Annotated in this window: 14 protein-coding genes; 7 read left to right on the forward strand and 7 right to left on the reverse strand. The window is 70.8% G+C overall.

The window, feature by feature from the left end; genetic code table 11:
• Positions 1 to 23: 23 nt before the first annotated feature.
• The 3 genes from AB0J55_RS19785 to AB0J55_RS19795 form a co-directional block, all read right to left on the reverse strand.
• Positions 24 to 1,841 carry an EAL domain-containing protein gene (locus AB0J55_RS19785; protein ID WP_364250785.1) on the reverse strand — a complete coding sequence of 606 codons (1,818 nt, stop codon included), beginning with the start codon at positions 1,839 to 1,841 and terminating at the stop codon, positions 24 to 26.
• Positions 1,842 to 2,079: 238 nt separating this feature from the next.
• Positions 2,080 to 3,531 carry a cytochrome P450 gene (locus AB0J55_RS19790; protein WP_364250003.1) on the reverse strand — a complete coding sequence of 484 codons (1,452 nt, stop codon included), beginning with the start codon at positions 3,529 to 3,531 and terminating at the stop codon, positions 2,080 to 2,082.
• Between the two features lie 24 nt (positions 3,532 to 3,555).
• Positions 3,556 to 4,527, reverse strand: a complete 972-nt coding sequence (locus AB0J55_RS19795) for an AraC family transcriptional regulator (RefSeq protein ID WP_364250005.1) — start codon at positions 4,525 to 4,527, stop codon at positions 3,556 to 3,558.
• 81 nt (positions 4,528 to 4,608) lie between these two features.
• Between AB0J55_RS19795 and AB0J55_RS19800 the strand changes: the two genes are divergently transcribed.
• Positions 4,609 to 5,013 (forward strand): pyridoxamine 5'-phosphate oxidase family protein, encoded by a 405-nt coding sequence (locus AB0J55_RS19800; RefSeq protein ID WP_364250008.1) that lies wholly within the window; start codon positions 4,609 to 4,611, stop codon positions 5,011 to 5,013.
• 8 nt (positions 5,014 to 5,021) lie between these two features.
• Positions 5,022 to 5,471 (forward strand): NUDIX hydrolase, encoded by a 450-nt coding sequence (locus AB0J55_RS19805; protein ID WP_364250011.1) that lies wholly within the window; start codon positions 5,022 to 5,024, stop codon positions 5,469 to 5,471.
• Positions 5,472 to 5,518: 47 nt separating this feature from the next.
• On the opposite strand, the gene AB0J55_RS19810 is transcribed toward AB0J55_RS19805, so the two are convergent.
• The 4 genes from AB0J55_RS19810 to AB0J55_RS19825 form a co-directional block, all read right to left on the reverse strand.
• Complete coding sequence (locus AB0J55_RS19810; RefSeq protein ID WP_364250014.1) at positions 5,519 to 6,592, reverse strand: ribonucleotide-diphosphate reductase subunit beta; 1,074 nt, start codon at positions 6,590 to 6,592, stop codon at positions 5,519 to 5,521.
• 16 nt (positions 6,593 to 6,608) lie between these two features.
• Positions 6,609 to 9,506 carry a ribonucleoside-diphosphate reductase subunit alpha gene (locus tag AB0J55_RS19815; RefSeq protein WP_364250017.1) on the reverse strand — a complete coding sequence of 966 codons (2,898 nt, stop codon included), beginning with the start codon at positions 9,504 to 9,506 and terminating at the stop codon, positions 6,609 to 6,611.
• Between the two features lie 225 nt (positions 9,507 to 9,731).
• Positions 9,732 to 10,316 carry an acetoacetate decarboxylase family protein gene (locus tag AB0J55_RS19820; protein WP_364250020.1) on the reverse strand — a complete coding sequence of 195 codons (585 nt, stop codon included), beginning with the start codon at positions 10,314 to 10,316 and terminating at the stop codon, positions 9,732 to 9,734.
• Positions 10,313 to 11,152: an enoyl-CoA hydratase-related protein gene (locus AB0J55_RS19825; RefSeq protein WP_364250023.1), complete on the reverse strand. Its 840-nt coding sequence runs from the start codon at positions 11,150 to 11,152 to the stop codon at positions 10,313 to 10,315. Before AB0J55_RS19825 ends, AB0J55_RS19820 begins: the two co-directional genes overlap by 4 nt.
• A 508-nt stretch (positions 11,153 to 11,660) precedes the next feature.
• On the opposite strand from AB0J55_RS19825, the gene AB0J55_RS19830 reads away from it, so the two are divergent.
• The 5 genes from AB0J55_RS19830 (at position 11,661) to AB0J55_RS19850 (ending at position 20,098) form a co-directional block, all read left to right on the forward strand.
• A complete protein-coding gene (locus AB0J55_RS19830) occupies positions 11,661 to 14,753 on the forward strand; it encodes a HEAT repeat domain-containing protein (RefSeq protein WP_364250026.1) in 3,093 nt (1,030 codons plus the stop codon).
• An 89-nt stretch (positions 14,754 to 14,842) separates the two neighbouring features.
• The gene (locus AB0J55_RS19835; RefSeq protein WP_364250029.1) at positions 14,843 to 15,667 is read left to right on the forward strand and encodes a TIGR03084 family metal-binding protein; all 825 of its coding nucleotides are present in this window, start codon (positions 14,843 to 14,845) and stop codon (positions 15,665 to 15,667) included.
• Complete coding sequence (locus AB0J55_RS19840; RefSeq protein WP_364250032.1) at positions 15,664 to 17,358, forward strand: acyclic terpene utilization AtuA family protein; 1,695 nt, start codon at positions 15,664 to 15,666, stop codon at positions 17,356 to 17,358. The genes AB0J55_RS19835 and AB0J55_RS19840 overlap by 4 nt, the downstream gene beginning before the upstream one ends.
• A complete protein-coding gene (locus AB0J55_RS19845; RefSeq protein WP_364250035.1) occupies positions 17,355 to 18,503 on the forward strand; it encodes an acyl-CoA dehydrogenase family protein in 1,149 nt (382 codons plus the stop codon). The genes AB0J55_RS19840 and AB0J55_RS19845 overlap by 4 nt, the downstream gene beginning before the upstream one ends.
• On the forward strand, positions 18,500 to 20,098 hold the full coding sequence (locus AB0J55_RS19850) for a carboxyl transferase domain-containing protein (RefSeq protein ID WP_364250038.1): 1,599 nt from the start codon (positions 18,500 to 18,502) through the stop codon (positions 20,096 to 20,098). The genes AB0J55_RS19845 and AB0J55_RS19850 overlap by 4 nt, the downstream gene beginning before the upstream one ends.
• Position 20,099: the final 1 nt, after the last annotated feature.

Genomic DNA, 20,099 nt, shown 5'->3' on the forward strand with positions numbered 1-20,099 from the left:
AGCTGCCGGCCGGTCGCCCGGGGTCAGCGGCGGGGGTGGCGGTTGATCAGCTCGTCGACCTCGTCGCCCGTTGCCGAGTCCGCCACGAAGGGGCCCCTGGCCGCTGTCACGCCCAGCTGGCGCAGGCGGGCCGCCTGCTCGTGGGTGCGGACTCCTTCCGCCCCCACCCGCAGGTGCAGCTCGCGGGCCCGGGTGATCAGCTGGGTCAGGTGCCGCAGGTCGGACTCCGCCGGGTCGTCGGTGTCCAGGGCGTCCACCACCGGGCCGGACAGGATCACGTGCCGGACCGGCAAGCCGTGCTGGGGGATCAGCTCCAGGTCCGCCGAGCCCGAGATCGTCAGCACCAGCTGTGCACCCAGGTCGGCCAGTACAGCCAGGGAATCCAGGACTTCGCCGCGCGGGTCGAGCATCGAATCGCGGTCCGTGCACAGGCGCAGGGCCCGTGCCGGGAGCTCGTGCCTGTCCAGTTGCTCCTTCACCAGCAGGACCAGGTCCGGGTCGATCGCCAGGCGGGCCGGGAGGCGGACGCAGACGTCCGGGGCCGCGTCGCCCAGGCGGGCGCGCCAGCGGGCCGTGGCCGCCAGGGACTCCGCCAGGAGCCAGCGGCCCAGGGGGACCGTCATGCCCGTGGTCTGGGCCAGCGGGTAGAACTCGTCGGAACCGAGTTCGCCCTTCTCCGGGTGGTTCCAGCGCAGCCCGGCGTTGACGGCCGCCAGCTCGTCCGGGTGGGCGAGCTTCACCGTCGGCTGGTAGACCAGCGAGAACTCGCCGTTCTCCAGGGCTCCGGCGATCACCGCGCCCAGCTGGTAGCGGCCGCGGTCGCGGGCGTCCAGCTCCGGGTCGAACAGCATCCACTGCGCCTTGCCGGCCTCCTTGGCCCGGTGCAGCGCGATCTCCGCCGCCCGCAGCAGCTCCGCCGCGCCGCCTTCGACCGCCGCGCGCACCACGATGCCTGCGCTCGCGCTCACGCCGATGCCGTGGCCGCCCAGGTAAATCGGCTCGTTGAGGTCCTCCAGGGCGCGTTCGACCAGCCCGACGACCTCGGTCGCCGTGAGCTCGCCGCGCAGCAGCACCGCGAAGCCGTCGCCGGACAGCCGGGCGACGAACCCGTCGTGGTGGCCGGTGAACACCGCCGACAGCTTGTTCGCGACTCCGCGCAGCACCTGGTCGCCGACGCCGGCGCCGAGGCCGTCGTTGATCACCTTGAAGCCGTCGACGTCGAGGTAGACCAGCGCGATGTCGTCGCGCGCGCCGGCGCCGAGCGCGGCCTCCAGCTTGGTGGTGAACGACGACGCGTTGGGCAGGCCGGTCAGCGGGTCGTGCACGTTCTGGTGCAGCAGCCGCTCCTGCAGCAGGTGCAGCTCGTTGGCGTCCGACACCATCAGCACCGGGTAGACCGAGCCCGGCCGGTCGCCGGGGAGCCGGGCGAGGGTGACGTCGGTCCAGAGCTGGCCGTCCTCGCTGTGGTCGAGCAGCATCCGCTCCTGGTAGCGCTCACGCCCCGCGCGCACCTGCTCCAGCCCCGCCTCGAGGCGCGAGACGTCGTGGTCGGTGGAGCCGAGCTCCGTGAGGTGCTTGCCCCGCAACCGATCCGGGGAACAGCCGAGCAGCTGGCCGAGGGCGAGGTTGGCCTCCACGATGGCGCCGTCGGGGTCGGCGAGCGCGATCCCCATCGGCGACGCGGCGTACAACGCCGTGAACCGCAGGAGCGCGCCGTCGTGGCGCGAGCCGGCCTGGTCGACCGCGTCGGTCGCGACCTCCAGCAGCAGGGATTCGAGCTCCTCCGGGGGAAGTGTTACTCCTTTGGTGTCGGCCAACGTCGCCGCCCACCGGCGCGCCACGTCCAGCAGCACTGGCGCGGCACCGGGCTCAGGCACACTCCACCTCTTCACGCACAGGTATGGCCAGGTCGGACACGGTGTCGGGGATCATGCAGCCACACCAGGCAGCGCTCGCCCACGATCGATGCCACGCCATCATGTGCGTAACGGGGTGTCTACCGGCTGAACGAGTGAACGAATCTCCACAAGCGGTAACGTTTCGTTACCTAATGTATGCAGTCGTGGACACTGTCCGGGGTCAGCGACGGGTGAGGTGCACCGGGAGCCCGTCCGCGGGCACCGGGAGGGAGACGTAGTCCCAGCGCGCGGTGTAACTCTCCGGAACCGACCAGCGGTAGGCCCGCAGCAGTTCGTGCATCAGCAACTTCACCTCGAGGCTGCCGAAGTGCAGCCCGATGCACTTGTGCGCGCCACCGCCGAACGGCATCCACGCCATCCGGTGCGACTTGTCCTCGCGCCGCGGCTCGGCGAAGCGCTCCGGGTCGAACGCGAAGGGGTTCGTCCAGCACTCCGGCGTGAAGTGGTTGACCGTGGGCGAGACGCCGACCAGGGTGCCCGCCGGGATGTAGTGACCGAGGACCTCGGTGTCCTTGACGGTCTGGCGGGTCAGCGACGGCACCGGCGCCACCAGCCGCAGCGCCTCCTTCATGACGAGGTCGAGGGTTTCGAGCTGTTCGACGGCTTCGATATCGGGGATGCCGTCGCCGAGGGCCAGGGACTCCGCGCGGGCGCGTTCCTGCCACTCCGGGTGCTTGGCGAGGTAGTACGCCATGGCGCTGCTGGTGATGGTCGTCGTGTCGTGCGCGGCCATCATCAGGAAGATCATGTGGTTGACGATGTCGGTGTCGGAGAACCGGTCGCCGTCTTCGGTGGTGGCCTGGCAGAGCGCGGCGAACAGGTCGTCCCCGCCGGAACGCCGTTTGGCGGGCAGGGTTTCGCCGAAGTAGCGCTCGAGGACCTTCCGCCCGTGCAGCCCGGCCGACCAGCGGCCGCCCGGCACCGGGAAGCGGACGAACGCGGTGCCGGCCCGCACGGAGCTGACGAACGCGCGGTTGATCCGGGCCGCGTCGGCGCCGCTGCGCATGCCCATGAACACACGGGTCGCGACGTCGAGGGTCAGCTGCTTGAGGGCCCAGTACAGCCGCGGCCGCTCGCTCGAACCCCAGCCCGCGACGCCCTCGCGCAGCGCGGGGCCCATTTCGCCGACGTAGCCGGCCAGCCGCGGGCGCGTGAAGGCTTCCTGCATGATCCGGCGGTGCAGGCGGTGCTCGCCGAAGTCCATCAGCATCAGGCCGCGCTCGAAGAACTTCTCGATGAAGAACTTCCAGCCCTCCTGCGAGAACGCCTTGTCCTTGTTGACGAGCGCGATCTGCGTGGCGTCGGGCCCGGTCAGGGCGACGATCCGGCGGCCGAACCCGGCGGTCCACGACACCGGGCCGTAGAGCTCGTAGCGGCGCAGGCCGAACGCCGGGCCGAACCGCATCATCTCGAGCATGTGCCCGACCACCGGCGGCCCTTCGTCGCCGAGCACCGGCTTGAGGCCGCTGCCCGCGGGCGGTGTCGCGAGTTCCTTCACGGGCCAGCGCGACTGCAGCCAGCGCTCGTCGACCCTGTGCGGCAGCGGGAGCGCGGTCAGTGGTGGGACGCGCTCCCGCAGGGCTTCGGCGGCTCGGCTCACGGTGCCCGGCATGACCATCTCCTGCGTCGAGATCGGCTACCCCTCCACGATGCCCTCTTGTTGACGGTCTGACAACACCTCGGCGGCCGTCTTTTCGGGTGGACCCTGGCGCCGGTACTCGCTCGGCGTCACCCCGCGGACCCGCTTGAACGCCGCGCTGAACCCGAAGGCGTCGGCGTACCCGACCTGCCGGGCGACTTCCGAGACGGTGACGGACGGCCGCTCGGCCAGCAGGTCCGCCGCGAGCGCCATCCGCCGCCGGGTGAGGTAGGTCAGGGGCGGTTCGCCGACCAGCTCGGCGAACCGCTTGGCCAGGGTCGACCTGGCCACTCCGGCCCGCTCGGCCAGTGCGGCGACCGTCCACGGCGCGGCGGGGTCGTCGTGCAGGAGGCGCAGCGCGGGCCCGGCCACCGGGTCCCGCTGGGCCGTCCACCACGCCGGTGGTTCGCCGCCGGGCCGGTCGAACCACGCGCGCAGGGTGCAGACGAGCATCCAGTCCAGCAGCCGGTCGAGGACCACCTGCTGCCCCGGCGCATCCACCGCGGCTTCGGCGGCGAGGTGGTCCAGGACGGCGTCCCCGGTGCCGCCGCCGTCGACGCGCAGCACCGGCGGAAGCGCGTCCAGCAGCGGACGGCTGACCTCGCCGCCGGCCGGGTAGGCGCCGACGATCAGGGTGGTCGGGCCGTCGCCGTCGTCGCGCCAGCCGCGCCGGTACCGCGTCCCGCCCAGTTCGGGAGCGGCGCAGTACTCGCCGCACGCGACGGGTTCGGCGCCGGTGCCGAGCTCGTCGACGAACGTGAACGTCCCCGGCCCGCGCACGACGATCGTGTCGTAGGCGGTCAGCGGCTCGGGTTCGCCGTGCTCGGGGACGATCCAGCCGCCGCCGGAGAGCACGGTGCAGAGGGTCAGCGGGGCGCCGTCGACGAAGTGCAGGGCGAAGGGCGGCGAGAGGGCCGAGCTGCCGAACAGGGACCCGTGGGCCCGCACACCGCGGAAGAGGTCGTCCACGGTCCCGAGATTAGACGAACGGACAGGGATTCCGGTGTTTCACCCATGGGATCGTCCGGCGGCACGCGGTTCACTGGAACCATGAACGCACTGACCCCCGACGACCTCGAGTTCCTCCGCCGCCCCCTCCACGGCTTCCTGACCGTGGCCTCCGGCGAACCCCGCCCGGTCTGGTTCGAGGCGGCCGACGACGGCACGATCCAGCTGTTCACCGAACCGGACGCGCTGAAGGTCCGGCGGGCACGCCGGGATCCGCGGGCGTCGATCGTGGTCGCGGCGCCGGTGGGGGAGCGCGAACGGTGGATCTCGGTCACCGGCCGGATCTCGGTCGAACCCGGCGGCGCGCACGACCTCGCGGCCCGGCTGGCGGCGCGCTACTGGAACCTCGACGACCCGGTCCGCGCGGCCGACCTCGAGGCGATCCTGAAGGCGGACCAGCTGCGGCTGGTCATCCACCCGGAAACCGTGCGCCGCTACAGCTACTGACGAGCGAGATGGCCGACCTTCCGCTCCGGGACCGGGCCGGCAACGTGCTGCTCGCCGTGCACCGGGTGGCCGAGAGCGAGCTGCCGCCGGTGCCCGCGTCGGTGGTCGTGGTCGTCCACGCCGGGGCCGTCCTGATGATGTTCGACCGGCGCCGGCGGCAGTGGGAACTCCCCGGCGGGATGGCCGACCCCGGGGAAACCGCCCGTGAGACCGCCGTCCGCGAGCTCGCCGAGGAAACCGGCATCCGCGGGGTGGCGCTGACCTTCGCCGCCGTGGCCGAGTTCGAACTCCTCCGGCCCGCGCGGCGGGAGCTGCTCGCCGTCTACCGGACCGAGCTCGCGGCCACGCCCCGGCTCACCCTGAGCGAGGAAGGACGCGGCTTCCGGTGGTGGTCGCCGCGCGAGCCCGTCGAGCCGGACATGAGCCCGCTCGACGCGGAGATCGCCGTGCGGACGTGAAACGGCCCCGCCCCGGTTCACCGGGGCGGGGCCGTTCGCCGGGGAACTCAGTCCCAGTCGAGGGCGCCGCCCGACTGGTACTCGATCACGCGGGTCTCGAAGAAGTTCTTCTCCTTCTTCAGGTCCATCGCCTCGGACATCCACGGGAACGGGTTCTCCGTCTCGCCGAAGATCGGCTGGAGGCCGATCTGCTGCGCCCGCCGGTCGGTGATGAAGTGCATGTACTGCTCGCACAGCTGCGCCGACAGCCCGAGCATGCCGCGCGGCATCGTGTCGCGGGCGTACGCGACCTCCAGCTCGCACGCCTCCTGCAGCATCCCGCGCACCTCGGCCTGGAACGCTTCGGTCCACAGGTGCGGGTTCTCGATCTTGATCTGGTTGATGCAGTCGATGCCGAAGTTCAGGTGGATCGACTCGTCGCGCAGGATGTACTGGTACTGCTCGGCGATGCCGACCATCTTGTTCCGGCGGCCCAGCGACAGGATCTGCGCGAAGCCGGTGTAGAACCACATGCCCTCGAAGATCACGTAGAACGCGACGAGGTCACGCAGGAACGCCTGGTCGGCCTCCGGCGTCCCGGTCTCGAAGTCCGGGTTCTCCAGGTTCTGCGTGTACTTCAGCGCCCACGCGTCCTTGTCCGAAATGGACGGGACCTCGCGGTACATGTTGAACAGCTCGCCCTCGACCAGGCCGAGGCTCTCGCAGATGTACTGGAAGGTGTGCGTGTGCACGGCTTCCTCGAACGCCTGGCGCAGCAGGTACTGGCGGCACTCGGGGTTGGTGATCTGCCGGTACACCGCGAGCACGATGTTGTTGGCCACCAAGGACTCCGCGGTCGCGAAGAAGCCCAGGTTGCGCTTGAGCATCTGCCGCTCGTCCTCGGTGAGGCCGTCCGGCGACTTCCACAGCGCGATGTCGGCCTGCATGGCGACCTCGGTCGGCATCCAGTGGTTGTTGCAGCCGGCCAGGTACTTCTCCCACGCCCACTTGTACTTCATGGGCAGCAGCTGGTTGACGTCGGCACGCGCGTTGATCATGCGCTTGTCGTCGACGTTGATCCGGGCGGCGCCGACCTCGATCTCCCCGAGGCCGGTCGCGTCCGTCGTCTCCACGTTGGTCATCTGTGCAGGGATTCCTTTACTGGCAGGCTTCGCAGTCGGGGTCGTCGATGCGGCAGGCGGCGCCTTCGGTGGCCACGAAGTCGACGTCCGGCTCGGGCTTGGGAGCAGGCGCCGGGGCCGGCGTCGGCGCGGGAGCCGGGGCCGGAGCAGCGGCCGCGGGAGCCGGGGTGGCCGAGACGGCGTTCAGCTTGCCGTCGGTGCCGCGCAGGGTGCTCTTCTCCACGTGCGTCGCGGACTGCGCCCGCAGGTAGTACGTGGTCTTGAGGCCCTTGTGCCACGCGTAGCGGTACAGCTGGTCGAGCTTGCGGCCGCTCGGCGCCGCGATGTACAGGTTCAGCGACTGCGCCTGGTCGATCCACTTCTGGCGCCGCGAACCCGCGTCCACCAGCCACTTCGACTCGATCTCGAACGCCGTCGCGTACAGCGCCTTCAGGTCGTCCGGCACGCGGTCGATCTGCCCGAGGCTGCCGTCGAAGTACTTGAGGTCGCTGACCATGACCTCGTCCCACAGCCCGCGCGCCTTCAGCGAGCGGACCAGGTGCGGGTTCACCACGGTGAAGTCGCCGGACATGTTCGACTTGACGTACAGGTTCTGGAACAGCGGCTCGATCGACTGGCCGACACCGCAGATGTTGGAGATCGTCGCGGTCGGGGCGATCGCCATCACGTTGGAGTTGCGCATGCCGACCGTCTTGACCCGCTCGCGCAGCGGCGCCCAGTCCAAAGTGGTCGAAAGGTCGACGTCCAGGTTGTCACCCTGGCGCGCGTCGATGAGCAGCTGCATCGAGTCGATCGGCAGGATGCCCTTGCTCCACAGCGAACCCTCGAACGACTGGTACTGGCCGCGCTCCTCGGCGAGGTCGGTCGACGCCGAGATCGCGTAGTAGGAGATGTGCTCCATGCTCGTGTCGGCGAACTGCACGGCGGCTTCCGACGACAGCGGCAGGCCCAGCTCGAACAGCGCGTCCTGGAAGCCCATCAGCCCCAGCCCGACCGGGCGGTGGCGCAGGTTGGAGCGGCGCGCCTCCGGGATCGTGTAGAAGTTGATGTCGATCACGTTGTCCAGCATGCGGACGGCGGTGCGCACGGTCTTCTCGAGGCGCTTCGTGTCCAGGCCCTCGGGGGTGACGTGCTTGAGCAGGTTCACCGAGCCGAGGTTGCAGACCGCGACCTCTTCGCTGTTGGTGTTCAGCGTGATCTCGGTGCACAGGTTGGACGAGTGCACGACGCCGACGTGCTGCTGCGGCGAGCGCAGGTTGCACGGGTCCTTGAAGGTGATCCACGGGTGGCCGGTCTCGAACAGCATGGTCAGCATGCGGCGCCACAGGTCGACCGCGCGGACGCGCCGGAACACCTTGATCTCGCCACGCTCGGCGGCGGCCTCGTACTCGCGGTAGCGCTGGGAGAACTCGTTGCCGTAGAGGTCGTGCAGGTCCGGCGTCTCGTTCGGCGAGAACAGCGTCCACTGCGCGTCGGCCTCGACGCGGCGCAGGAACTCGTCCGGCACCCAGTTCGCGGTGTTCATGTCGTGGGTGCGGCGGCGGTCGTCACCGGTGTTCTTGCGCAGGTCGAGGAACTCCTCGATGTCGACGTGCCACGTCTCGAGGTACGCACACGCCGCGCCCTTGCGCTTGCCGCCCTGGTTGACCGCGACGGCGGTGTCGTTGGCGATCTTGAGGAACGGCACGACACCCTGCGACTGGCCGTTGGTGCCCTTGATGTGCGCGCCGAGGCCGCGGACCGGGGTCCAGTCGTTGCCGAGGCCGCCCGAGTACTTGGCCAGCAGCGCGTTGTTCTTGTAGGCCTGGAAGATCGAGTCCAGGTCGTCGTCCACCGTGGTCAGGAAGCAGGACGACAGCTGCGGGCGCGTGGTGCCGGAGTTGAACAGCGTCGGCGTCGAGGCCATGAAGTGGAAGCTCGACAGCAGCTCGTAGAACTCGATCGCGCGGGCTTCGCGGTCGTCCTCGCGGATGGCCAGGCCCATGGCGACGCGCATGAAGAACGCCTGCGGCAGCTCGAAGCGGGTGCCGTCGTGGTGCTGGAAGTACCGGTCGTACAGCGTCTGCAGGCCGAGGAAGCCGAAGTCGAGGTCGCGCTCGGGGCGGATCGCGGCGGTGATCTTGTCCAGGTCGAAGCGCTGCAGCTCGCCGTCGACCAGCTCCAGCTCGATCGCGCGGCGCAGGTAGGCGCGGAAGTACGCGGGGTACTCGGCCGCCATCTCGTCCTGGCTGGCCTGGCGCGGCTTCTTCGCCAGGTAGCTCAGCGCCTCGCCGCGCAGCTTGTCCAGCAGCAGCCGGGCGGAGACGTAGGAGTAGTTCGGCTCCTGCTCGACCAGCACGCGGGCGGCCATGATCTGGGCCAGGGCCAGCTCGTCGGCGCTGATGCCGTCGTAGAGGTTGCGCTTGGTCTCGGCCAGCACCGGCTCGGCCGTGACGTCGTCGAGGCCGGCGACGGCCTCGCCCACGACGTGGGAAACCCGGGCCCAGTCGAGCGGGCGCAGGACGCCGTCGGTGCCCTTGACGTTCAGCGCGACCTCGGTCGCGACCGGCTTCGCGGCCTCGCGGGCCTTCGCGCGCTCCTCGCGGTAGAGGACGTAGGCGCGGGCGACCTTGTGGTGCTCGCCGCGCATGAGGGCGAGTTCGACGATGTCCTGGATCTGCTCGATGTGCAGGGCGGTCTCGGGGCCGGCGTGCCGCAGCAGGGTGGTCTCCACCTGCTGGGTCAGCTCGGCGACGACGTGGTGCACGCGGGAGGACGCGGCGGCGTCGCCGCCCTCGACCGCGAGGAACGCCTTGGTCAGCGCGACCGAGATCTTCCCGGCGTCGAACGGCGACACGCTGCCGTCCCGCCGGATGACCCGGATCGCGGTGGGTGAGTCGGCAGCGGACGGCCGCTGACCGGTTTCGACTGACATGCGTGTCTCCAAGTTTTCGGGCGCGTTCGATCGCCGCACGGCCTCATGAGGCCGTGCGCTGCGGTTTCTCCAAAGCTGCCCGGCGACCCTCCGCAGCGGTCTCCCCGTCGCTGGGGGCTGCCGGTTCCCAGAGACTACATGTTGGGGTCGGGGTCCGCGCGGTACCCCAGATGGCGTGTCATGAGTTCACTCTGGCGGGGTTGCGTGATCACCCAGAGGCGCTGCTCAAGCCCCGAACCGCAGCTCACTGCCGGGCAGGGCGAGGCTCAGGAACGGCCGCCGCCCGGCCAGGTAACCGAGCGGGCCGCCCGGGTTGACCGTCCAGGCGGCCGCGGCGAGCCCGGGCCGGATCTTTGCGCCGACCGGGGTCCGCACGGGCGTGCCGTCGCGGTCCTGGAGGACGTCGAACCGGCTCGGGAGAGCCAGCGGGGAGCCCGGCCGCGGGGTGAAGGCCGCGGTGGCGATCCAGTCGCCGCCGGTGGCCGCGGTGTACGTGCGGTCGGTGAACCGGAGGGCGGCGAGGTCCTTCGGGATGGCCCACAGCTCGCGGCCGCCGGCGAGGGAGACCTCGGAGTCGACCCAGATCTGCGTGATGGTGCAGGTGGTCCGCCGTCCGCGCACCGGGACGGCGGCGAGCAGCTCGTGGTAGCTCAGCTGCCCGGGCTCGCGGTAGGCGATCCAGGCGGTGAAGACGGTGGTGTACCCGGCGACGGACAGCGCGCCCGGGTGCACGTCACGCGCCGGAACGCGCCAGATCGACACGTGGGCGTCGGCGACGAGATTCCAGGGCGGTGGCGGGTAGGTGGTCATTTCTCCAGCCAGGGCAGGTAGTCGGGCAGGTCCCGCTCGACGCGCAGGCCGAACGACGGCGGCCGTTTCTGCAGGAACGACAGCACGCCTTCGACGGCGTCGGGGTTCGTGCCGAGGCCGCCGATCAGTTTCGAGTCGAGCTCGTGCACGGGGAACGGCGACCCGGCGCTCGCCATCCGGTAGAGCAGCTGCCGGGTGACGGCGACCGACACCGGCGCGGTCGTCTCGACGATCTCCCGCGCGAGCTTCGTCGCTTCTCCGAGCACGGTTCCGGCCGGGAAAACCTTGTGCACCAAGCCTTTTTCGAGGGCTTCGGCGGCTTCGAACACCCGGCCGCTGATCATCCAGTCGAGCGCGGTGCCCATGCCGACGAGCCGGGGGAGGAACCACGCGGACGCGCCTTCGGGGTAGATCCCGCGGCGGGTGAAGACGAACCCGAACCGCGAGTCGTCGGACGCGAGCCGGTAGTCGCACGACAGCGTGATGGTGAGCCCGCCCCCGACGGCGGCCCCGTGCAGGGCGGCGATCACGGGCTTGTTCATGGTGAAGATCCGCTTCGAGCACCGGCCGGCGGGCTCCTGCCATTCCTGGCCGGGCCCTTCCGCGGGATCGAAGTCGAAGCCGCCTTGCGAAAGGTCGGCCCCCACGCAGAAGTCCTGGCCGGCCCCGGTGAGGACGACCACGCGGACGTCCTCGTCCCGATCGGCCCGGTCCATGGCGGCGTGAAGCTCGTCGGCCATCCGGATCGTGTAGCCGTTGCGCGCCCGAGGCCGGTTCAGCGTCACCGTCGCGACCCGGTCGGTGACGGCGTAGGTGATCTCGGCGTAGTCGGCCATGGGACGAAGCTAGGGCAGGCGACCGCTACTGGCAAGATGTCAATAGTCCCCGGGACGGGCCACCGGGAACCGGAGGCCCTGGCGCGCCGGGCCGATTCCCGGTCGGGCGCGGGAGCGATTTCCCTCGCCGCATCTCGTTCTCGTCCTGGATGCGTTTCGGGTGCTGCACGGTGCCTCCTCGGCCGGGCTGCCTGGGAGATGCATCGTTCGGCGGCTCCCGGCGAGTTGGCGTCTCGAGCGGGTGAAGCGGGCCGGTTGTGGGCTACGCTGCACGCTGCTTCGGGCGGCAATATCACCCGCTGCGGGCGAGGACGGCTGCGGGGAGGGAGCCATCGCTACACGGAGTGACCGGCGATTGTACGACGAGTTGCGCGCCCTGAAAGGGAAAGCCGACGCTGCCCGTCGCACGGCCGGCCTCCGTCCGTGGTCGCAGGACGAAATCGAACGAATCCTGCGCAGACCGCCGTACCTCATCGCCGATTTCCGCGGTCAGCGGCTCAGCGACTGGTTGGCGGACGATTTCTCGAAGACCAAAACGCCGTCGCCGAACAGCCTGGCCGCCGTCTTCGCACTCGCCCGGGTGTGGAGCGAACAGGCTGGTGACACCGCTCCCGCGGAGCGGTACTGGGCTGACTTGCTGGAGGCCGCCCAGCCCGGCCGGCCGGCCAAAGGCCGCACCAGGCCGGAGCCCGAGCCGGCGGACAGCCCGGCCCACTCCCTGATCGACGACTACATCGCGGCGGCTGTCCGGGCCGCTCGAGAACAGCCCTACCCGGGCGTCCTGCCGGGGAACACGCCGCCGCTGACCGAGGTCTACGTGCGTCAACGCGTCCGGGTGGCGGAGACCCCTCCGCGATCGGGTGTGCCCTGGACGTCCGCGGCCCCACCGGGCCGGCGGATGCCGGGCCGGCTGTCCGCCGAGCAGATCTTGGACGGCGACCGCATCTGCGTGGTCGTCGGCGCCCCCGGCGGGGGCAAGACCAGTCTCTTCCGCACGCACCTGATCCGGGCAGTCGAGGCGAGGAGGGCGGGTGAGCTCGAGACCGCGCTGCCGATCCTGGTCCCCGCGGCCGCCTTGACGGCCAAGCCCCTGACGGCTGCGCTGGCGGAGGCGGTCACCGCGGAGCTGAGCAGTTTCGGCCTGCTCGAGAAGCTGCCGGACGAGCTGTTCAAGAGGTGCCCTTACGAGGAGGTGCCGTGGCTCGTCATGGTCGACGGGCTCGACGAGATCACCGACCCGGCCGGCCGCCGGAACCTCCTGGCGGCGCTCGACCGGATTTCCGACGGCAGCCGGGGGCGCCAGTACCGGTTCGTCATCGCCACCCGGCCCCTGCCCGAGTGGGAATTCGCCGTCCTCGGGGCGCAGGCTCCGGTGTACGAGCTGGAACCCTTCACCTGGTCCGACCTCAACCGCGTGTCCGCCGACTGGTTCCGCGTCCTCGGGCTGGAGAACCCGGACCGGGTGGCCGGCAGGTTCGCGAGCGCGGTGCGGCGGACCCGGGTCTTCGGGCTCGCCCGGACGCCGTTGATGGCGGCGCTGCTGTGCCAGTTGCACGGCGCGAACCCCGACGCGCCGCTGCCGGCCAGCCGCGGTGAGATCTACCGCAAGTACGTCGAACAGCTGATGCGGCGCATGCAGGGTGCGGACACGTCGGGCATCCAGGCCCAGGTGCGGGCCAGCCTGGCGCGCTACGGGGACGAGGCCCTCGGCGAGGGGTGGCGGACCCTCGAGCGCCTGCCCGAACTGATCTCGCGGTCGGCGGCCGAAATGCTGGGTGGCAGCCCGGTTTCGATCCTGGACGTCTTCGCCGGTCTGCCCGGGGCCGCGTGTCCCAAACGGGTCCCGGCCACGGTCTGGCGCGAATACCTGCAAAGCCTGCTGCAACGCAGTGGTCTGGTGCTCCTGCGGGGCGGTGACCTGTCGTTCTTCCACCAGACCGTCGGTGAGTTCCTGGCCGCCGCGCACGCGACGCGCTCGGCGTCGGCGTGCCTGGAGTCCCTCGCGGCCCTCTTCGGGAGAAAGCATCGCGTTCCGTTCGCCGAACGGGTCCTCGGCCGGCGGGTCCTGCCGCCGCCGGAAGTGGACACCTCGTTCACGGGGTTCGTCATCGACCAGTGCGGCGAAGTCCAGGACGCCGTCGCGGGCTACCTGCTCCGGCTGGTCGACCGTGGCGGCTTGGCCGGCTGCGGCTTCGTCGCCGTGCTGCTCCGGCTCGGGACCGATGTTCCCCGGAGCGTCGTCCTGGCCATGGCCGGACGGCTGGTCGACCTGGTCTGGAGCTGGGGTGGCCCGGAGAACTCCGCCCCTTCCCGTCGTGCTCGAGGCGTGGTCCGGGGTGATCAGGAGCGGTTCGAGAACGCCTTCCTGGCCTTGCGTCTGCTGGCCTCGATCGGCGTGGACGACGGCCTCGACCGCCTGCGCTCGATCGCTCGCGACGACGACCTCCACCCCGCCGTCCGGGCCAGGGCGGCCGAGGCCGTCATCGACGCCGGCGTCGACGTCGCCACCGCGGTCGAGCTGCTGGACGAGCTGGCCAGGAACCAGTCGATCGGCTCACGGATGCGCGCCACGCTCGCCGCCCGGGTGGGATCGCTGGATCCGGACCACGTGTCGCGCCTGCTCGTCGATCTCGCCCGGGACGCCACGCTGGCCGGCCGCGAACGGGTCGCGTCGGTCATGATCCTCCGCGACCACGACGCTGCGCTGGCGTCGGAGCTGCTCGCCGAACTCGCGCTGGACGCCAGGATGGGCGGGTACGCGCGGGTCCGGTCCGCGGGTGTCCTGGCCGGCGCGGGGGAGCTTCGCGGGATCGAACTGCTCGACGGGTTGGCCCGTGCCGCCGACGTTCCGGTCTACGTGCGGGAGGAGGCGGTCCGTGCGCTGGTCAAGCACGGTGGCTCCAAGGCGGAGAACGCGTTGTCGAAGCTGGCGTCGGACCTTTCGGTCGATCCGCACGTGGGGATCCGGGCGGCCGGCGCGCTGGCGGAACGCGGGGACAAGGACGCGTTGCGGGAGCTCGAACGCATCGCGAAGCAGCGCCTGAGTGACCACAACGTGCGCATCGGCGCGGTCGAGATGCTGGCCGCCATGGCCGGGTACGACCCGATCGAGCTGCTCGAGTCGCTGGTCCGGGACACGACGCTCGACGACAACGGGAGGCTCCGGGTCCTCGAAATCCTGCTCCAGGTCGGCGGCCGTCGCGGCGCCGAGGCGGTGAAGGCGCTGGTCGACGATCGCTCTCTGGGGGACCGCGCCCGGGTGTTCGTCGCGGCCCTGCAGGGATCGATCGACAAGGCGGCCGCCGTTCGCGTTCTCCTCGGGTTCGTCGGCGACCGGGCGGTGGCGGGGGTGGCCCGGGCCGACGCCGCCGAGCTGCTCGCCCACCTGCTGCTCGGCGAGTACGCGCGGTTGTCGGGCACCTTGGACGTCCACCGGTCCGTTTCGGACGACTTCCGGTGGGATCCGGTCGGCAACGTCGACGTGGATCGGCTGACCATCACCGATCTGATCGACGACCTGAGCCGCGACCGGCGGGTTTCCCGAGCTGATCGCGGCCGGGCGATCGACGTCCTCCGCCGCTTCTACCTGTGGCGGAACTAGGGCCGGCGCCCGGGGTTAAAACAATCAGGCGTGCTTGATTTTTCTCGCCGCCGGTGCCACGCTGGCCGCAGGACGCAAGGAGGCGGGCGATGGCGGATCTCGGCGTGATCCTCGGGGATCTCGACGCGGAGACACGGACGATCGACGACGTGGTGGCGAACCTGCCCGCGTCCGGCTGGGCGCGGGCCACGCCCGCCGAGGGGTGGACGATCGCGCACCAGATCGCGCACCTGGCCTGGACCGACCGGAAGGCGCTGATCGCGGCCGCGCGTCCCGAAGACTGGCAGGCCGAGGTCGAAGAGCTCCTCAAGGCCGGGGAGACCTACGTCGACGACGGGGCCGCCGCCGGGGCCCGGCGGCCGCCGGAGGAGATCCTCGAAGACTGGCGGGCCGGGCGGGCGGCGCTGGCCGAGGCACTCGCCGCGGTGCCGGACGGGCAGAAGCTGCCGTGGTACGGGCCGCCGATGAGCGCCGCCTCGATGGCGACCGCGCGGATGATGGAAACCTGGGCGCACGGGCAGGACATCTTCGACGCGCTCGGGCTCACCCGCGAGCCGGCCATGCGGCTGTGGCACATCGCGCGCTTCGGCACCCGGACCCGCGACTTCGCCTACAAGACGAACTCCCTCGCCCCGCCGGCCGAGGAGTTCCGTGTCGAGCTCACCGCGCCGGACGGCTCCACCTGGGCCTTCGGGCCCGAGGACGCCGAGCAGAAGCTCACCGGCACCGCCCTGGACTTCTGCCTCGTCGTCACCCAGCGGCGGCACCCGGCCGACACCGGCCTCGTCGCCCACGGTGCCGACGTCGAAGAGTGGCTCGGCATCGCGCAGGCCTTCGCGGGGCCGCCCGGGAACGGGCGGAAGCCGGGGCAGTTCGCACCGCCGACGGACTCTTTCCCGCGGAGGCGGCAATGACACAGCCGTACCGCATCGGCAACGCCTCGGGCTTCTACGGCGACCGGTTCTCGGCCGTCCGCGAGATGCTCACCGGTGGCCCCCTGGACGTCCTGACCGGCGACTACCTCGCCGAGCTGACCATGCTCATCCTCGGCCGCGACCGGATGAAGGACGCCACTCGCGGCTACGCCAAGACGTTCCTCCGCCAGATGGAGGAGAATCTCGGCCTGGCGCAGGAAAAGGGCGTCAAGATCGTCGCCAACGCCGGTGGACTGAACCCCGCCGGGCTGGCCCACGCGCTCCGGGAACTGGCGGAAAAACTGGGCCTCGACGTCAAGGTCGCCCACGTCGAAGGCGACGACCTCGTACAGCGGGCCGAGGAGCTGGACCTCGGGAAACCGTTGACCGCCAACGCTTATCTCGGCGCGTGGGGCATCGCCGAATGCCTGAACGCCGGGGCCGACGTCGTCGTCACCGGCCGCGTCACCGACGCCTCGGTGATCGTCGGGCCGGCCGCCGCGCACTACGGCTGGGCCCGCGACGACTTCGACGCCCTGGCCGGGGCGGTCGCCGCCGGGCACGTCATCGAATGCGGCGCGCAGGCCACCGGCGGCAACTACGCCTTCTTCACCGAGCACACCCTCGGCGTGCCCGGGTTCCCGATCGCCGAGATCGAGGCCGACGGCTCCAGCGTCATCACGAAGCACCCGGGCACCGGCGGTGTGGTCAACGTCGGCACGGTCACCGCGCAGCTGCTGTACGAGATCACCGGCGCGCGGTACGCCGGACCGGACGTCACGACCCGGTTCGACACGCTCTCGCTGACCCAGGACGGCCCCGACCGCGTCCGCATCTCCGGCGTCCGCGGGGAAGCGCCGCCGCCGACGCTCAAGGTCGCGCTGAACACCCTCGGCGGGTTCCGCAACGAGACCACGTTCGTCCTCACCGGACTCGACATCGAGGCGAAAGCCGCGCTGGTGCGCGAACAGCTCGAAGCGTCCATGAAGGACCGGCCGCCCGCCGACGTCCGGTGGACCCTCGCCCGCACCGACCACGCCGACGCCGACACCGAGCAGACCGCGAGCGCCCTGCTGCACGTCGCCGTCAAGGACGCCGATCCGAAGGTCGCCGGGCGCGCCTTCACCGGTGCCGCGGTCGAACTCGCGCTGGCCAGCTACCCCGGCTTCCACGTGACGGCACCGCCGTCGGACGCCTCGCCGTATGGCGTCTACACCGCGGCCTACGTGGACGCTGCGAAGGTGCCGCACGTGGCCGTGCTGCCGGACGGCATGCGTGTCGACATAGCTCCTTCGGTGTCCACTCGGGAACTGTCCGAAGTGGATGAACCGGCACTGCCCGAACCGCTGGAGCACGGGCCGGTGCGGCGGGTACCCCTCGGGACGGTGGCCGGGGCGCGCAGCGGTGACAAGGGCGGCAACGCCAACGTCGGCGTCTGGGTGCGGTCCGAAGAGGCTTGGCGGTGGCTGGTGCACCGGCTGACCGTCGCCGAGTTCAAGCTGCTGCTGCCCGAGACCGCCGGCCTGCCGGTGACGCGGTACCTGCTGCCGAACCTGCGGGCGGTGAACTTCGTCGTCGAAGGCATCCTCGGCGAGGGCGTCGCTTCGCAGGCGCGGTTCGACCCGCAGGCCAAGGCCCTCGGAGAATGGCTGCGCTCGCGGGAGATCGACGTCCCGGAGGTCCTGCTGTGACCGACCCCTTCCGGACGCCCGAACGGGCGGAACTGCGCAAGACCGTGCGGAAGTTCGTCGAGCAGGAGGTCCTGCCGCACCTGGACGACTGGGAGCGCGCCGGCGAGCTGCCGCGTGACCTGCACCGGAAAGCCGGGGACCTCGGGCTGCTCGGGGTGGCGTTCCCCGAGGAGATCGGCGGAGGAGACGGCAACTACCTCGACGCCCTCGTCGTCGCCGAGGAGCTGCACTACGCCGGCGGCTCCGGCGGGCTGTTCGCGTCGCTGTTCACCTGCGGCATCGCCGTCCCGCACATCGCCGAGGCGGGCGATCCCGTCCAGATCGAACGCTGGGTCCGGCCCACCCTGGCCGGGGACAAGATCGGGTCCCTCGCCGTCACCGAGCCGGACGGCGGCTCCGACGTCGCCGGGATCCGGACCAGCGCCGTCCGCGAGGGCGACGAATACGTCGTCAACGGCGCCAAGACGTTCATCACCTCCGGCTGCCGGGCGGACTTCGTGACGACGGTGGTGCGCACCGGCGGCGACGGCGCCCACGGGCTCTCCCTGATCGTCGTCGAACGCGGGACACCGGGCTTCACCGTGAGCCGCAAGCTCGACAAGATGGGCTGGCTCTGCTCCGACACCGCCGAGCTGTCCTACGTGGACGTCCGGGTGCCGGTGGAGAACCTGGTCGGCGCCGAGAACAGCGGGTTCGCGCAGGTCGCCACCCAGTTCGTCACCGAACGGCTGTCGCTGGCCGTGCAGGCGTACGCCCACGCCCAGCGCGCGCTCGACCTGACGCTGGACTGGTGCCGGCTGCGCGAGACGTTCGGCCGCCCCCTCATCTCCCGGCAGGTCGTGCAGCACAAGCTCACCGAGATGGCGCGGAAGGTCGACGTCGCCCGCACCTACACCCGGCAGGCCGCGGTCCGGCACGTCTCGGGCGAAGAGGTCATCGCCGAAGCCTGTTTCGCCAAGAACACCGCCGTCGAAGCGGCCGAGTGGGTGGTCAACGAGGCCGTCCAGCTGCACGGCGGGCTCGGCTACATGCGCGAGTCCGAAGTGGAGCGGCACTACCGCGACGTCCGGATCCTCGGCATCGGCGGCGGCACCACCGAGATCCTCACCGGCCTGGCCGCGAAGCGATTGGGATACACCTCGTGACTACCTTGAGGTCCACAGTGGACACGCGGGCCGCCGAATTCGGCGCGAACCGCGAGGCGATGCTGGAGAAGCTCGCGGAGATCGACGCCGAACACGCCAAGGCCGTGGCCGGCGGCGGTGAGAAGTACGTCGAACGGCACCGCAAGCGCGGCAAGCTCCTCGCGCGGGAACGGATCGAGCTGCTGCTGGACGAGGACTCGCCGTTCCTGGAGCTGTCGCCGCTGGCCGCCTGGGGCACCGACTACCGCGTCGGCGCGAGCCTGGTCACCGGGATCGGCGTGGTCGAGGGCGTCGAGTGCCTGATCTCGGCCAGCGACCCGACGGTCAAGGGCGGCGCGAGCAACCCGTGGACGACGAAGAAGAGCTTCCGGGCCGCGGACATCGCCGCGCAGAACCGGCTGCCGTCGATCAACCTCGTCGAATCCGGTGGCGCCGACCTGCCGACGCAGAAGGAGATCTTCATCCCGGGCGGCCGGATCTTCCGGGACATCACGCGGGCGTCGGCGGCGGGCTGCCCGACGATCGCGCTGGTTTTCGGCAACTCCACCGCGGGTGGCGCGTACCTGCCGGGCATGTCCGACTACGTCGTGATGGTCAAGGAACGGGCGAAGGTGTTCCTCGGCGGGCCGCCGCTGGTCAAGATGGCCACCGGCGAGGAGTCCGACGACGAATCGCTCGGCGGCGCCGAGATGCACGCGCGGACCTCGGGCCTGGCCGACTACCTGGCCGCCGACGAGCAGGACGCGATCCGGCTGGGCCGCACCATCGTCAAGCGGCTCAACTGGACCAAGCAGGGGCCGTCGCCCAAGCCGGACTACGAAGAGCCGCTGTACGACGCCGAGGACCTGCTCGGGATCGTGCCGACCGACCTCAAGGTGCCGTTCGACCCGCGCGAGGTGATCGCCCGCGTCGTCGACGGTTCCGACTTCGACGAGTTCAAGCCGCTCTACGGCTCGTCGCTGGTGACCGGCTGGGCGAGCATCCACGGCTACCCGGTCGGCGTGCTCGCCAACGCCCAGGGTGTGCTGTTCGGCGAGGAGTCGCAGAAGGCCGCGCAGTTCATCCAGCTGGCCAACCAGATCCACACGCCGCTGGTGTTCCTGCACAACACGACCGGCTACATGGTCGGCAAGGAGTACGAGCAGAGCGGCATCATCAAGCACGGCGCGATGATGATCAACGCCGTGTCGAACTCGAAGGTGCCGCACCTGTCCGTCCTGATGGGAGCGTCCTACGGCGCCGGCCACTACGGGATGTGCGGCCGCGCCTACGATCCCCGCTTCCTGTTCGCGTGGCCGAGCGCGAAGTCCGCGGTGATGGGCCCCGCGCAGCTGGCCGGCGTGCTGTCCATCGTGGCCCGCGCGGCCGCCGAAAGCCGCGGCCAGGAGTACAACGAGGAGCACGACAAGGCCATGCGCGCCATGGTGGAGGGCCAGATCGAGGCCGAGTCGATGCCGATGTTCCTCTCCGGCATGCTCTACGACGACGGCATCATCGACCCGCGCGACACCCGCACCGTGCTGGGCCTGAGCCTGTCCGCGATCCACAATGGACCAGTGAAGGGCGCCGAGGGCTTCGGCGTCTTCCGGATGTGAG

This window comes from Amycolatopsis sp. NPDC049688 (genome assembly GCF_040674975.1).
Classification (GTDB): Bacteria; Actinomycetota; Actinomycetes; order Mycobacteriales; family Pseudonocardiaceae; genus Amycolatopsis.

Bases quoted from the DNA above. Each gene is read 5' to 3' on its own strand.
- AB0J55_RS19790 (WP_364250003.1), bottom strand. From the start codon at position 3,531: ATGCCGGGCACCGTGAGCCGAGCCGCCGAAGCCCTGCGGGAGCGCGTC.
- AB0J55_RS19800 (WP_364250008.1), top strand. From the start codon at position 4,609: ATGAACGCACTGACCCCCGACGACCTCGAGTTCCTCCGCCGCCCCCTC.
- AB0J55_RS19805 (WP_364250011.1), top strand. From the start codon at position 5,022: ATGGCCGACCTTCCGCTCCGGGACCGGGCCGGCAACGTGCTGCTCGCC.
- AB0J55_RS19810 (WP_364250014.1), bottom strand. From the start codon at position 6,592: ATGACCAACGTGGAGACGACGGACGCGACCGGCCTCGGGGAGATCGAG.
- AB0J55_RS19815 (WP_364250017.1), bottom strand. From the start codon at position 9,506: ATGTCAGTCGAAACCGGTCAGCGGCCGTCCGCTGCCGACTCACCCACC.
- AB0J55_RS19820 (WP_364250020.1), bottom strand. From the start codon at position 10,316: ATGACCACCTACCCGCCACCGCCCTGGAATCTCGTCGCCGACGCCCAC.
- AB0J55_RS19825 (WP_364250023.1), bottom strand. From the start codon at position 11,152: ATGGCCGACTACGCCGAGATCACCTACGCCGTCACCGACCGGGTCGCG.
- AB0J55_RS19835 (WP_364250029.1), top strand. From the start codon at position 14,843: ATGGCGGATCTCGGCGTGATCCTCGGGGATCTCGACGCGGAGACACGG.
- AB0J55_RS19840 (WP_364250032.1), top strand. From the start codon at position 15,664: ATGACACAGCCGTACCGCATCGGCAACGCCTCGGGCTTCTACGGCGAC.